The sequence below is a fragment of the Arthrobacter pullicola genome (assembly GCF_014836875.1).
In the GTDB taxonomy this organism is placed as follows: domain Bacteria; phylum Actinomycetota; class Actinomycetes; order Actinomycetales; family Micrococcaceae; genus Arthrobacter_B; species Arthrobacter_B pullicola.
The window spans coordinates 432,747-446,403 of sequence record NZ_JACSQC010000004.1 but is presented as its reverse complement, the minus strand read 5'-3'; the positions used below and the strand labels follow the sequence as shown (position 1 = coordinate 446,403).

12 protein-coding genes are annotated in these 13,657 nt (G+C 67.3%); 3 read left to right on the top strand and 9 right to left on the bottom strand.

The features are described 5' to 3' along the window. Window positions 1-57 precede the first annotated feature (57 nt). Window positions 58-621, bottom strand: a complete 564-nt coding sequence (locus tag H9638_RS10900; RefSeq protein ID WP_225217266.1) for a DUF2017 domain-containing protein — start codon at window positions 619-621, stop codon at window positions 58-60. A 31-nt stretch (window positions 622-652) separates the two neighbouring features. After that, complete coding sequence (clpS, locus tag H9638_RS10895; protein WP_191747187.1) at window positions 653-961, bottom strand: ATP-dependent Clp protease adapter ClpS; 309 nt, start codon at window positions 959-961, stop codon at window positions 653-655. Window positions 962-1,060: 99 nt separating this feature from the next. On the opposite strand from clpS, the gene H9638_RS10890 reads away from it, so the two are divergent. Together H9638_RS10890 and H9638_RS10885 are read left to right on the top strand one after the other, a co-directional pair. Beyond that, window positions 1,061-2,395, top strand: a complete 1,335-nt coding sequence (locus H9638_RS10890) for a nicotinate phosphoribosyltransferase (RefSeq protein ID WP_191747186.1) — start codon at window positions 1,061-1,063, stop codon at window positions 2,393-2,395. Continuing rightward, window positions 2,392-3,009 carry a nicotinamidase gene (locus H9638_RS10885; RefSeq protein WP_191747185.1) on the top strand — a complete coding sequence of 206 codons (618 nt, stop codon included), beginning with the start codon at window positions 2,392-2,394 and terminating at the stop codon, window positions 3,007-3,009. Before H9638_RS10890 ends, H9638_RS10885 begins: the two co-directional genes overlap by 4 nt. Window positions 3,010-3,119: 110 nt before the next feature. Here the strand turns inward: H9638_RS10885 and H9638_RS10880 are convergent, their stop codons facing one another. The 7 genes from H9638_RS10880 to H9638_RS10850 form a co-directional block, all read right to left on the bottom strand. Continuing rightward, window positions 3,120-4,910 carry a DEAD/DEAH box helicase gene (locus tag H9638_RS10880; protein WP_191747184.1) on the bottom strand — a complete coding sequence of 597 codons (1,791 nt, stop codon included), beginning with the start codon at window positions 4,908-4,910 and terminating at the stop codon, window positions 3,120-3,122. Then, window positions 4,907-6,322: an MFS transporter gene (locus H9638_RS10875; protein ID WP_191747183.1), complete on the bottom strand. Its 1,416-nt coding sequence runs from the start codon at window positions 6,320-6,322 to the stop codon at window positions 4,907-4,909. The genes H9638_RS10880 and H9638_RS10875 overlap by 4 nt, the downstream gene beginning before the upstream one ends. A gap of 70 nt (window positions 6,323-6,392) precedes the next feature. Next, a complete protein-coding gene (locus H9638_RS10870; protein ID WP_191747315.1) occupies window positions 6,393-6,704 on the bottom strand; it encodes a DUF3039 domain-containing protein in 312 nt (103 codons plus the stop codon). Between the two features lie 20 nt (window positions 6,705-6,724). Then, entirely contained in the window at window positions 6,725-8,299 is a 1,575-nt protein-coding gene (locus H9638_RS10865; protein ID WP_191747182.1) for a transporter, read from the bottom strand. After that, complete coding sequence (locus H9638_RS10860; protein WP_191747181.1) at window positions 8,281-9,156, bottom strand: ABC transporter ATP-binding protein; 876 nt, start codon at window positions 9,154-9,156, stop codon at window positions 8,281-8,283. The genes H9638_RS10865 and H9638_RS10860 overlap by 19 nt, the downstream gene beginning before the upstream one ends. Before the next feature lie 157 nt (window positions 9,157-9,313). Further along, a complete protein-coding gene (locus tag H9638_RS10855; RefSeq protein ID WP_191747180.1) occupies window positions 9,314-10,252 on the bottom strand; it encodes a tetratricopeptide repeat protein in 939 nt (312 codons plus the stop codon). Between the two features lie 109 nt (window positions 10,253-10,361). After that, the gene (locus H9638_RS10850; RefSeq protein ID WP_191747179.1) at window positions 10,362-12,071 is read right to left on the bottom strand and encodes a hypothetical protein; all 1,710 of its coding nucleotides are present in this window, start codon (window positions 12,069-12,071) and stop codon (window positions 10,362-10,364) included. A 266-nt stretch (window positions 12,072-12,337) separates the two neighbouring features. On the opposite strand from H9638_RS10850, the gene H9638_RS10845 reads away from it, so the two are divergent. Further along, entirely contained in the window at window positions 12,338-13,648 is a 1,311-nt protein-coding gene (locus H9638_RS10845) for an AI-2E family transporter (protein WP_191747178.1), read from the top strand. The last annotated feature ends 9 nt before the right edge of the window (window positions 13,649-13,657 follow it).

Genomic DNA, 13,657 nt, shown 5'->3' with positions numbered 1-13,657 from the left:
GACAATAGTCCCCGGCTGCGGCCGGGCGCACCAGGAGGCCCGTGGCCTTTGTCACACTCACTCGGCGGGCAGGGTCTCCAGCAGCGCCTTCATCAGGGTTTCCTGCAGCCAGGTGGCGAAATTGTAGACCAGGGCCAGATATTCGTCGACGTCCCGGGCGTCGGCGGGCTCCGTAATAGAGTGCAGGGCCTCGGCATCCTCATCCGTGGCCAGGCCCAGCCGGGTGCCGAGCACCAGCCGGACGTCATTCAGCGCGCGGGCAAAGTGCCTGGCCTGCTCGGCGTCCAGATGCACCGGGTTCGATTCCAGCGCCATGGACGCGGCGCGCAGGGCGCCGATCTTTCCCTCACGCAGCGAGCGCTCGGTCAGCCGGCGGAACTCCAGGGCGTCGTCGTCGTTGCCCTGGACACCGTCCGGCAGGAGCCGCAGCAGCGCCGGGTCCCCCGGCACCTCGGCGCTGGCGTCCAGTCCCACCAGTGCGGCGAGCGGGTCTTCGTGCGAGGGGGTTTCGGGCTCAAGCATGCCGGCCACGTCGGCGAACAGGCCGCGGAGCAGGTCCCGCTCCCCGGGTTCCAGCGTGGCGGTGATGCCCTTGCGGGTGAGCTTGAATCCGGTTGTCAAAAGGGAAATCTCCTGTGAATTGGCTGCCCGGCTAGGGCTGGTCGGCTTTCTGGAACGTGGCCCAGAGACCATAGGAGTGCAGGGCCAGCGTGTGGCGTTCAGCTTCTTCCCGTGAACCGGTGGCGACCACTGATTTGCCGTCATTGTGCACCTGCAGCATCAGCTTGTTGGCTTTGGCTTCCGAATACCCGAAGTAACTCTGGAAAACGTAGCTCACGTAGCTCATGAGATTCACCGGGTCGTTCCAGACAATCACCACCCAGGGAACATCGCTATAGGTCAGTTCCTCGGTCCGGGAGTCCGTTTGTGTCCCGGTACCCGGGAGGGTGGCAACGCTCATGATGCCAATTGTAGTTTGGTGCACGCACGCCAGCGCGACGGCGGCGGCCCGGGCGGTCCCGATGCGGCCGGCCAGGAGCGGCGGGTTAGAGTTTTGGATGTGAACAGTCCCATCGCGTGGCAGCACCCCAATACTGCCCTCTATACCGACCATTACGAGCTGACGATGCTCCAGGCCGCGCTCCACGCCGGCACCGCCGACCGCCGGTCGGTCTTCGAAGCCTTTGCCCGCAAGCTTCCCGACGGGCGCCGCTACGGCATCGTTGCCGGAACCGGCCGGCTGCTGGAAGCGCTGCCCCACTTCCGTTTCGAAGCGGCTCAGCTGGAGTTCCTTGGTTCAACGGGTGTTGTCGATGACCGGACCCTGGCCTGGCTGGCGGACTTCCGGTTCACCGGCAGCATCCACGGTTACGCCGAGGGTGAGGCCTATTTCCCCGGCTCCCCGATCCTGCAGGTGGAAGCCAGCTTCGGTGAAGCCTGCATCCTGGAAACCCTGATCCTCTCCATCCTCAACCATGACAGCGCCATTGCGTCCGCCGCGTCACGGATGAGCCGTGCGGCCCGCGGACGGCCGTGCATTGAGATGGGCTCCCGCCGCACGCATGAGGAATCCGCCGTCGCCGCTGCCCGTGCCGCAGTGATCGCCGGCTTCGACAGCAGCTCCAATCTGGAGGCAGGCCGGCGCTACGGGTTGAAGACGGTTGGCACCGCCGCGCATTCCTTCACCCTGCTGCACGACTCCGAGGTCGCCGCCTTTGAGGCCCAGACGGCTTCCCTGGGGCTCGGAACCTCCCTGCTCGTGGACACCTACGACGTCGAACAGGGTGTCCGTAACGCCGTCGCCGTGGCGGGAAACAAGCTGGGCGGTGTCCGGCTGGACTCCGGTGACCTGGTCACCCAGGCCCAGTGGGTCCGTGAGCTCCTGGATGACCTGGGCAATACCTCGACCCGGATCATGGTGACGTCGGACCTGGATGAGTACGCCATTGCGGCGCTGGCTTCCGCACCAGTGGATGCCTATGGGGTGGGTACCTCCCTGGTTACCGGCTCCGGCGCACCGACGGCGGGCCTGGTCTACAAGCTCGTCAGCCGTGAAGGCACGGACGGGAACTTCGTTTCCGTGGCCAAGGCGGCCAAGAACAAGGCCTCGCTGGGCGGACGAAAGTTTGCCCTGCGCCGGCTGGATGCCCGCGGGCGCGCCACCGCCGAGGTGGTGGGCGTCGGTGCCAAGCCAGCCGATGACGGCAACGACCGCGAACTGCTGACCACGTTCGTTTCCGGCGGTACTATCCAGGAAAGCTGGACCGGCCCCGCCGCCGTCGTCCGTGCCCGGCAGCGCCATGATGCCTCGCTCGCGGAACTGCCGCCGTCCGCTCACCGGCTGCAGCGCGGGGAGCCCGTAATCCCGACCGAATTTGAGGAGGAAACCCGATGACCCGTGCACTGATAGTGGTTGACGTCCAAAACGATTTCTGCGAAGGCGGCAGCCTCGCCGTTCCCGGTGGAACGGATGCCGCCGGGGAAATCAGCGACTACATCGAGTCCTCCCGGGACCGGTACAGCGCTGTCGTTGCCACCCAGGACTGGCACATCGAGCCGGGCAGCCACTTCTCCGACAACCCAAACTTCCGCGATTCGTGGCCGGTGCACTGTGTGGCGGGAACCCACGGTGCGGCGTTGAACCCGGACCTGGACACGGAATTCATCGATGCCTACTTCCGCAAGGGTCAGTATGAGGCTGCCTATTCGGGGTTCGAAGGCGTCCTGGCCCCGGACGTGGAGGTCCCGCTGGGGGAACCCGACGCCGAACCGGCCAGGGACGCCGACTCCGTCAGCCTCGATGACTGGCTGCGGGACAACGGCATTGACGAAGTCGTGATCGTGGGCCTGGCCACCGATTACTGCGTCAAGGCAACCGCGCTCGACGCGATCGCTGCCGGCTACGACACCGCCGTCATTCCCGACCTGTGCCGCGGCCTGGACCGGGTTGACGTGCGTGCCGCCCTCGACGAACTCGAGGACGCCGGCGTCGAACTCCTGGACCTGTAACCCGCCCGGCCGCCCTGGCTGCCGGACGCAATCTCCCGGAACGCACAGAGTGCCCGTTTGAGGAATCAAACGGGCACTCTGTTTTTTCGGACGGTGTGCGTCCCGGAGGGCTATTTACGGCCGATAAACCAGTCCTGAAGCTTCTCCAGGCGCTTCTGCAGCTGTTCCTCATTGGCCTGGGCCACCGCGGGTCCGCCGCAGATCCGCCGCAGTTCGCTGTGCACCATGCCGTGCGGCATGCCGGAGCGGGCCGACCAGGCTGACACGTTCTTCGCCAGCTGGCCGCGCAGCTCGGTAAGCTGCCGGTGGTCGACCACTGAGGGAAGTTCCTCCGGCACCGTTTCCTCAGGCTTGCGCCGGCCGCGCCGGGAAAGCTGTTCATGCTGGCGCTGGCGCAGCAGCGTGGTCACCTGGTCCGGATCCAGCAGGCCGGGAATACCCAGGAAGTCCTGCTCCTCCTCGCTGCCCAGCTCGCCGCCGGTCCCGAACTCGCCGCCGTCGAACAGCACCCGGTCGAACGACGCCTGGGATTCCAGGGCCTCGAACTTCTGCTTCTGCAGCTCCCCGGAGGCCTTTTCCTCCCGGTTCGCGGCTTCCATCAACGAATCGTCGAGCCCAAAGCCTTCCTCCTCGAGGTGGTTTTCCGGCCGGTCCAGGGCGTGGTCCCGGGCCACTTCCATCTCATTGGCCAGGATCATCAGGGTGGGCACCGACGGCAGGAACACCGATGCGGTCTCGCCCCGCTTGCGGGCACGCACAAAGCGTCCCACAGCCTGGGCGAAGAACAGGGGTGTCGCCGTCGACGTGGCATAAACGCCGACGGCGAGGCGCGGCACGTCCACTCCTTCGGACACCATGCGCACCGCCACCATCCAGCGCTGGGTTCCGGCGGAGAACTCGTCGATCTTGTCCGAGGCCTTGGCATCGTCGGAGAGGATCACCGTGGGTGATTCCCCGGTGATCTTCTTCAGCTGGCCGGCGTAGGCCCGGGCGTCCTCATGGTCGGTGGCGATCACCATCGCCCCGGCGTCCGGAACGGTCCGCCGGACTTCGCTAAGCCGCCGGTCCGCTGCCGCCAGCACGGCCGGGATCCATTCCCCGGCCGGGTTGAGCGCGGTACGCCAGGCGTGGGCGGTGATGTCCTTGGTGACGGCTGCTTCGCCGAGCGATGCCGCCATCTCTTCGCCGGCGCTGGTCCGCCAGCGCATCTGTCCGGAATACGCCATGAACATCACGGGCCGGACCACATGATCCTTCAGGGCCTGGCCGTAACCGTAGGTGTAGTCGGCCTTGGAGCGGCGGATGCCGGCGCCGTCCTCCTGGTACTCGACGAAGGGAATCGGAGCGGTGTCGGAGCGGAACGGGGTTCCCGTCAGCGAGAGCCGTTTGGTAGCCGGCTCAAAGGCTTCGCGGATGCCGTCGCCCCAGGACAGGGCGTCGCCGCCGTGGTGGATTTCATCCAGGATCACCAGGGTGCGGGCGGCCTCGGTCTTGGCGCGGTGCAGCATGGGCTTGCTGGCCACCTGGGCGTAGGTCACCGCCACGCCAATGAAGCCGTGGCCGTGCCGGCCGTCGGCATTCTTGAAGTTGGGGTCCAGCGCCAGGCCCACCCGGGCGGCCGCGTCGGCCCACTGCCGCTTGAGGTGGTCGGTGGGCGCAACGACGGTGATCCGGTTGACGATTCCGCGGTCCACGAGCTCCGTGGCCACGCGCAGCGCGAAGGTCGTCTTACCGGCGCCGGGGGTGGCGACGGCAAGGAAATCACTGTCATTTTTCGCGAAGAATTTTTCCAGTGCTTCGGCCTGCCACTGCCGCAGCTTCGGGGCCGTCCCCCAGGCCGCCCGTTCTGGGTAGGCAGGGGGCAGGGCTGTTCCGCCGCCGAAAAGGGTATCGGGACTCACTCTTGGGAAGGCACCTTTCCGGTACTTGGTCGAACAATTGCACTGCGGAGCCCGGCTGCCGTTCCAATGACGGCAAAGCCGGCCAGGAACAGCCACATCACGGCGAAGGATGTTCCTTCCTGGGACGTTCCAGGCTGGGCCAGGACGGCGAACAGGGCGCCGCCCACGGTGGTTCCGGCTACGGCACCAACCTGGTCCGACAGCTGCAGGGAGGCGGAGTTCCTGCCGCGGTCCGCAGCAGAGGAGGCGTCCAGGACCATCACTGATGTGCTGGACAGGGCCGCACCCATCGCCACCCCGGCCAGCGACCAGACCAGCACCAGGAGCCAGAACGGCGCCTGGGCTCCGGCCAGCAGGCCGGTACCGCCGACGGCGGCGGCCAGGAGGCCGGCTCCACCGGCCAGCAGCCGGTAACGCCGCTGGGTGACCCTCGCCTGCACGAAGGCTCCAATGGCCCAGCCTACCGCGCCGACCGTCAGCGCGATTCCAGCCGTGGCCGGGCTCACGCCGTAAACGGCCAGCAGCATTACGGGCATAAAGGCCTCTGCGGCCACAAACGCCGCGTTGATCAGCCCGCGTGTCGCGATCACGGAGGGCAGTCCGCGCCGCAGCCACAGGGTGCCCTGTGGCAGCAGCGCCACAAGGGCCGTTACCGCGACAGCGATTCCGGCTGCGGTGACGACGGCGGCCAGCAGGGACCCGGTTGCGGCTGCGGCGTTTCCTGCCCACTGCGCAGCGAAGACTCCAGCGGCAAGGAAGATGCCCCAGAGCCCGCGCCGCCGTCCAAGTCCGCGGTCCAGGGCAGGGTTATCAGGTGCGCCGAGGTGCCGCACCCGCGGCCAGACCAGCGCCGCAGCCACCAGCACGATCGGAATCGCCACCGCAAAGACCCAGCGCCAGCTCAGGTACTGCGCCAGCAGCCCCGCCGCCAGCGGACCGATCATGGACGGAAGGATCCAGGCTGCGGAGACCCAGCCGAAGACCACCGGCTGCAGTTTCGAGGGGTACACCTCGCCGATGATGACGTAGAGCGCCACCACCATTGCTCCACTGCCCAGCCCGGAGACCGCCCGGCCCGCGGTGACCTGCCAGAACTCGGCGGCCACTGAAGACATGATCAGTCCCGCAATCAGCAGTGCCATGCCGGCCACCAGCGGGCGGCGCGGACCCTCGGCGTCGCACCTGGATCCGGCCAGCACCGAGCCCAGCAGGGACGCGGTGAGGAACATGGAGAAGGCCAGCCCGTAACCTGCTCCGGCGCTCAGCTCCTCGGCGACCACAGGCATCGCCGTCGTGACAGCCATGGCTTCGAAGGCCGCGCACGTCACGATCGCGATTACGCCCAGGGTCAGCGGACGGTACGCGGAGGACATGGCACCCGCGGGCCGGCCCTCGGGCAGGGGTTCACTCATGGAGGCATCGGGACTTACTGCCGTCGCTCAGGTCCGACGGCGACGAGGGGCTTCGGTGGGAAGGCTGCGGCTATTTGTCGCCGGAGTCCTTTCCGGGACGAAGGCCTTCGTAGATTTCCTTGCATTCCGGGCAGACCGGGAACTTCTTAGGATCGCGTCCCGGGGTCCAGACCTTGCCGCAGAGGGCGATCACGGGCTCACCTGAAAGGGCGGACTCCATGATCTTTTCCTTGCGGACGTAGTGCGAGAACCGTTCGGCGTCGCCGGGTTCAACGAGTTCGCGCTGCTCTTCACGTTCAATGACGGCGGTGGAGGAGCCGCTGTCCGCCCGGCGCATTGGATCGGATTCGAAAGGATCAGGAGGCAGAGTCATGGAACCCATCTTAGTACCCGGCATACCGGCTACTTGTTGACCGAAACAGCCAAAAGCACTTCCGGACCGCGCCGGTCCAGCCAGCGTCCGCCCACGCGGATTCCCATCACCAGCACGAAGGATCCCAAGGCAATTCCCACGGCCAGCGTGACCCAGCCCCACACGGGACCCGCACCAAACGCATAGGCGAGGGCCGGGGCCAGAAGCGGCAGTGCCAGCACCAGCTGGGCCAGCAGCCACAGCCCCTGGGCGAGCATGGTGCGTCCGGCGGAACCGGGCGGCGTCTTGAAGGCGCTCTCCCCCGGCAGCGGAACGTTGTAGGTGTAGCGGGCAGAGAAGACGCTCGAGAGGCCCAGGCCGCACAGCAGCAGCCCGACGGAAAGCCCCAGCAGCACCGGAATGGTCTCCGGCTGCCCGATCACCACCGGAGGCAGCACGGCTGCCAGGATGGTCGCTGGAAGGGCGAACACGGCGCAGGCAATGGCCCGGCCGGCCCGGTCCGCTGCCCCCGTGACCCCCGCCGAGAGATGGAGCGCGAAGGCGGTGTTGTCATAGGAGATGTCAGCGGAGATGCCGAAGGCCAGGAGGAAGGCCACCAGCGGGCCGAGGATCAGCACCATAGGCGGCAGGTCCTCTCCGGTCTGGACGGCGAAGATCAGCACTGCCGCCATCACCGGAACAATGATCAGGGAAATGCTGTAGCGCGGATCCCGTATCCAGTACGTCAGCGCACGGGCCGCAACGGCGCCGGTGGGGGTTGCCGGGAACCGGCTGAACAGGCCCAGCTTGCCGGCGCCGCGGCGGGCAGCGGCGCTGTGTGCCGGGGTCACCAGTGCGCGCTGCAGCAGCGCCTGCCACGCCCAGGCCGCGACGGCCAGGAACAGGACGGAGATGGCGAAGCGTGCGGCAGCCGTTCCGGGGCTGCCCTGGGCGATATCTCCCGGTATGGCCCAGGCCGCACCCAGCGGGGTCCACGCGAGAACTTCCGCAAGCCTGCCCAGGAAATCACCTGACTCCGTGATCCCGGTGGCAACGAACCCGAAGATGGGTCCAAGCAGGATCAGGGGAATGATCGCCACCATGCCGGAAATGTCCTTGAACCGGCGGGAACTCGCCAGGGACGTGGTCGCAGCCACCGCAAGCCGGGCGAGCACCACGCAGGTCAGGACGGCGACGACGGCGGCCGGGATACCGGCCAGGACAGCAGCCGGGTGCTGCCACCAGGAAGCAGCCTGCACCAGCGCGGCCAGCAGTGTGACGATGCCGGGGATGCCGATCAGCGAACCGAGCGCCAGTCCAATGATCATTTGCCGCATGGGAATGGCGAACGTGACGAACCGGGCCGGGTCCAGCGTCATATCGACGCCGGTTGCCACCACCGGAATGATCATCCAGCCGAGCACGGCTGCGGATCCGCCCAGGATCACCAGCGTGCGTGCCAGCTCCGGGTCGGTGAAGTTCAGGTAGAACAGGCCGCCCATCAGCAGGGTCAGCATGCCAAGGCCGTAAAGGGCACCGAAAATGATGCCGACCAGCTGCCAGGGGCTGCGGCGGAGGGAGTTGCGCAGCAGGACGAGCTTGAGCCTTAGGAGGTGCGCAACCATGCCAGGCCTTCCGAGGTGCTGCGGCCGCCCACCAGCTCGACGAAGGTTTCTTCCAGGCTGCGCCCGGCGCGCACCTCGTCAACCGTTCCGGCAGCGAGGACGTTCCCGCCTGCCACCACGGCCACGTGGTCGCACATCCGCTGGACCAGGTCCATGACATGGCTGGAAACGATGACGGTGCCGCCGGAGGAAACGTAGCTGGAGAGGATGTCCCGGATATTCGCGGCGGAGACCGGGTCCACGGCTTCGAACGGTTCATCGAGGACCAGCAGCCGCGGCGCATGAATGAGCGCGGAGGCCAGGGAAATCTTCTTCGTCATGCCGGCGGAGTAGTCCACCACCAGGGTGCCCGCATCGGCGGTCAGATCCAGTGCAGCCAGCAGGTCGGCGACCCGGGCTGCAACCGTCTCCCGGTCCATCCCGCGCAGCAGGCCTGCGTAGGTGACCAGCTGCTCACCCGTCAGCCGGTCGAAAAGCCGGACCCCGTCCGGCAGGACCCCCATGATCCGCTTGGCTTCAAGCGGCCGGGCCCAGACATCCACGCCGTGCACCCAGACCTGGCCGTAGTCCGGCCGCATCAATCCGGTGGCCATGGACAGCGCGGTGGTTTTACCCGCTCCGTTGGGCCCGACGAGTCCGTAGAAGGATCCCGCGGGGACGTCGAGGTTGATTCCGTTCACCGCGATTTTTTCGCCGAAACGCTTGGCCAGTCCGCGGATGGCCAGCGCAGGGGCCTGCGTCGGTGCCGGGTCGGCTCCGGGGGCGCCCGGGGCCGCCTGCGGCGGTGCCGCTGCGGCCTGCACCGGCAGGCTGGCCGGGCCGTTCTGGGGGGTGGGACGCTCGGGTGTCTCGCTCATAGCTGTAACGCTAGCAACTCTGACCCCGCGCGCCCTCCGCCTTGTGAACTAAATTCCCGGCCGCCGCCGCGCGCCGCACCCGTCGTGCGGACTAGGCCCGTCCGGTGTTCTGTGGTCCGGCGGATTCCGGAGCGCAGAAGGGGCAGCGAGCGAAGGTTTAGAAGAGGGCGCGTGCCAGCGCGGACCGCGCCTTCGTGACCCGGGGGTCGGAGCTGCCGACAATCTCGAAGAGATCCAGCAGGCGCAGGCGTACCCGTTCCCGGTCCTCCCCCGCGGTGCGGGCAATGAGCCGGATCAGCCGATTGAAGGCATCCTCGACGTGCCCGCCGGAAAGATCCAGGTCCGCTACCTGGAGCTGGGCGTCCACATTCTCCGGCTGGTCTGCCGCTGCGGTGCGGACGGCGTCGGCGTCAGCACCCCTGAGCCGCTGCATCAGCTCCACCTGGGCCAGGCCGGCCTTGGCTTCCGCATCCGCGGGCTGCTCGGCCAGCGCCTGCCGGTAGGCGGCAGCAGCGGCGTCGTAATCTCCCGCAACGATCGCGTCGTAGGCCTCCTGGTGCAGCGGAGGCAGCGGCGCCTCTTCCTGCGCCTCGCCGGAGCCATCGGCCAGAGAGCCGCTGACGCCGTTAGCCTCCGCCACCTGCATCAGTTCGTTCAGGAGAGCGCGGATCTGCTCGGCCGGGACGGCCCGGTCCAGGAGGGGAACGGGCTGCCCCTTTACGACGGCGGCGACGGTCGGCACGGACACTGCCTGGAAGGCCTGGGCAATCTGCGGATACGCATCGGCGTCGACGTTCGCCACCAGCAGCTTCCCGCCGCGGGCTGCCGCTTCCTGTTCCAGGACCGCGGTCACCTCAGCCGATTCCGGGCTGCGGGCGGAATACAGGTTCACGATGACCGGGACGGTGGCTGAAAGCTGCACAACCTGGGGGAAGGACTGTTCGCTCACCTCGATCACGAACGCGGCAGCGTCACCGGAACCGGAAGCCGCTGCGGGCGGCGGAGCGCTGGCCTTGGCTTTGAGAGCGGAGAGGTCCACGGCTCCCCGAAGGTTCATGGACGGTGACGGCGCGGAACGGTGGTTCGGTGTGCTCATGGCCTCAACCCTAGTACGGTGACGCCTCCCCGGGGCAAGTGCACCCCAATACGGCCAGCGGTGCGGCGGCAGAAGCGGCCGCGGCACCGCTGTTGGTCCTGCCGGATGGTTACTTGAGTGTGGCCGAGAGCAGTTCCTGCGCTGCGCCTACCACCTCAGCCTGGTCCGGGCTGCCGGCCGGCGGGATGTAGAGCATCACGGCTTCACCGTGGGTGACATCGATACCGGCCTCAGTGTTCTTTTCGCCGGTGAGGGTCTCGTAGATGGTGCCCTCAAGGTTGATCGAGTCGCCCGCCTCGCGCGGCACGCTCGAGTAGCTGTGGGACATGTAGCCGAAAACTATCGCCCCGCCGTCCGCCGTCCGCAGCGCCCGCGTGTCCGAGGGGACCGGCGTGTGCTGGAAGGTGATGGCAGCAAATTCGTTGTCCGGGTTGGCTGTGACGCTCGCCTGGAACGTGGTGACCGCTTCCGCGAAGCTGTTGGCGGCGAACGTTTCCTTGTTGACGCCGTCCGGGTAGGTCAGCGCGTCTGCCAGGGCATCCACGGCGCCCTGCGGGGACATGGTCAGGCCCTCGGAGGAATCCGCGGCGACGGCGGAGACACCGGTCCCGTTGGCCGGCGGCTGCGGGAAGGTGGTGCCCGGCAGCATCTGGATCGCGGAGACCAGCTTGTAGTTCTCCCGCGGAGAAGCCTGAACCAGCATCAGGGCCTGCGGCACGGTGTTGTCCTGGCCCTGGGTAACGGCGACGACGGTCCGCGGGAACCCGGTCCCCGAGGAAACCATGTCCGTCAGGAGCGGGGACGCGGCGACGGCGGCGGGAGCCTTGGTGTCCGGTGCCTTGGCGGCAGCCGCGTAGTTCGCTTCGCGCAGGGACAGCGCCGTGGAAGCAGCACGGTCCTTGAGCAGGGACGCGTCCCGGGCGGCGTCGGCTTTCTGCACCGTTCCTGCCACGGACCCCAGGATGCGCGTCAGCTGGCTGTCCAGGACCACGGGGCGGGAATCCTCCCCGGATTCCGTGGCCGAGGCCGCCGCCGGAACCACTGCCAGGGCCAGGCCGCCGGCAAGTGCTGCGGCCAGCACTCCGGCCATACCCTGGCGGATGGTGGCTGCTCCCGGCGTGCTGAACTTCACTGCACCGGCGCTCTGGCCGCGCCCGGCGACCGTCTTCTGTGCGGCCGTATCCGAATCACGGACGGCGCGGCGGCTTCCGGGAGCAGGCGGTGTCCTCCCGCCGGTGCGGGCAATGAAGGCAAGGGCGAGGCCCAGCACAGCGACAAGGGCTCCAGCGATGATCAGCGGAACAGCCAGCGGTGTGCCTTCGTCATTGGCCCAGCTGACGGTGATGTCCGTGGGGGCAGGGGCTGTGCCGTCAGAGGCGATCAGTACCGACCACTCCCCCTCGGCGGGCTCGGCCCAGGAGTAGGAAAGCTCGCCCTGCGCGGTTTCCTCGGTGACCCAAAGATCCGACCCGGAAGGGTTAGGCACAGTGGCTTCGCCCTCGGTGGTCTCGGCGGAGAGGGCATCGTCCGGGGCACTGCTGATGCGCGTCGCCGCAGCATCACCGATCCAGGCATCTACATCCGCAGCCCGTCCGACAGCCAGGAAAACCCCATCCTCAGAGCGGATGGTGACCTCTGCGCCGTCGGGATGGGAGGCCAGCAGGGCCGCATCGAGCACTGCCACCGGGGCCGCGCCGGAGCCAGCGGGAGCCTGGGCCGTTACGGTCTCAGGGGGTGCCCAGAATGTCCGCTGGCCGATTCCGACCAGCATCATCAGCACTCCGAGCACGATCAGCGGAACTGCAATTTTGTTTCGCACAACTTACCTATCGTCGTTCACGGTCCTCCGCGCGCCTGTAGGCAGCGGTGACGGGGACTCCGGGCCCCATGGATACCGGCATGGCGGTGGTTTATAACCCTATGGTAACGAAATCCGTTTAAAGAACACATTTCAGTCCTCAGGCCCCAGCCAGCCTACGGCAGCGGGCCGCCGCGCTTCCCCGGCCTATGACTGATAATCTGGCGCCGCAGCACAGTCACGGAACCAGACCCAACCAGCCACACAATGCAGGGAGAAAGACACTGATGAGCGAGGACGACCGGGATCTGCCCGTCGACGAGCCACTCCCCGCCCCCGGCAAAGACGCCGAGAAGCCGGGCCGTGCCAGGGAGCCCGGCTCCCTGTTCAGGCAGCTGCTTTCCCACGTGCCCGGCGCACGTCCGCGCCCTCGCTTCGATGTCCCGCCGGAGGATGGAGACCAGGGGCGCATACCGGCACCCGCGGTGGATGAGGACGCGGAGCTCTCCGACGAACGGCGCCGGTTCGGCGGCGCTCCGGCGCCTTTTACCGGTGGCCGCGGCCCGGAGGGGCATCCGATCCGGTTCGGATTTATGTTTACTGTCGGTGTTGGCTTCGCGCTGCTGCTGTTCTTCATCGTCACCAATGTCGGTGAGCTGCTGGTCTGGATCGGGGCGGCGCTTTTCATCGCACTGGGCCTTGATCCCGTGGTCCGCTGGCTCAGTGCCCGCGGCGTGCCGCGGGCAGCCGGAATTGCCATCACCGTCCTGCTGGTGGCCGGTGCCGTTGCCGGGTTCTTCGCCACCCTGATCCCCACGATCGTCAGCCAGACCACGGAGATCGTCAATGCTGCTCCCGGCTATGTGGACCGGTTCCTCTCCTCGGATTTCTTTGTGTCCGTGGAGCGCCAGTTCCAGATCCGGGAACGCGTCGATGAGGAAGTGCAGAAGTTCTTCTCCAACGCAGACGCCGTTGGCGGGATATTCGGCGGGGTACTCAGCGTCGGCTCGGTGATTGCCAATGGTCTCTTTGGTGCGCTGATCATCCTGGTCCTGACCCTGTATTTCCTTGCCTCACTGCCGTCCATGAAGAAGTGGGCCTACCGGCTCGCGCCGCGCAGCCGGCGCCGGCGGGTGGAAGCACTCTCGGAGGAAATTACCGGGAGCGTTGGCAACTACGTCATAGGACAGGGCTTTGTAGCGCTCCTCGATGCGCTGTACGCCTTTGTCATCATGACGATTACCGGGGTGCCGTTCTCAGTGCTGCTGGCCTTCGTCGTAGCACTGCTGGCGTTCATTCCGCTGGTCGGCCCGCCGATCGCCCTGGTCCTGGTCTCCCTCGTGGCGCTGACGGCGAGCTGGCAGACGGCTGTGGTCTTCGCCATCCTCTACATGGCCTATCTGCAGTTCGAGGCCTACTTCGTCTCCCCCCGGGTGATGCAGCGTGCGGTGGCGGTCCCCGGAGCAGTAGCTGTCATCGCCGTCATCGCCGGTGGGACGCTGCTGGGCGTCCTCGGTGCCCTGATTGCCATTCCGACGGCAGCAGCAGTGCTGCTGCTGATGAAGGAAGTTGTCATCGCCCAGCAGGACAGGCGCTAGACGGCCCGG

Bases quoted from the DNA above. Each gene is read 5' to 3' on its own strand.
- H9638_RS10885 (WP_191747185.1), top strand. From the start codon at position 2,392: ATGACCCGTGCACTGATAGTGGTTGACGTCCAAAACGATTTCTGCGAA.
- H9638_RS10870 (WP_191747315.1), bottom strand. From the start codon at position 6,704: ATGGGTTCCATGACTCTGCCTCCTGATCCTTTCGAATCCGATCCAATG.
- H9638_RS10875 (WP_191747183.1), bottom strand. From the start codon at position 6,322: ATGAGTGAACCCCTGCCCGAGGGCCGGCCCGCGGGTGCCATGTCCTCC.
- H9638_RS10845 (WP_191747178.1), top strand. From the start codon at position 12,338: ATGAGCGAGGACGACCGGGATCTGCCCGTCGACGAGCCACTCCCCGCC.
- clpS (WP_191747187.1), bottom strand. From the start codon at position 961: ATGAGCGTTGCCACCCTCCCGGGTACCGGGACACAAACGGACTCCCGG.
- H9638_RS10860 (WP_191747181.1), bottom strand. From the start codon at position 9,156: ATGAGCGAGACACCCGAGCGTCCCACCCCCCAGAACGGCCCGGCCAGC.
- H9638_RS10855 (WP_191747180.1), bottom strand. From the start codon at position 10,252: ATGAGCACACCGAACCACCGTTCCGCGCCGTCACCGTCCATGAACCTT.
- H9638_RS10865 (WP_191747182.1), bottom strand. From the start codon at position 8,299: ATGGTTGCGCACCTCCTAAGGCTCAAGCTCGTCCTGCTGCGCAACTCC.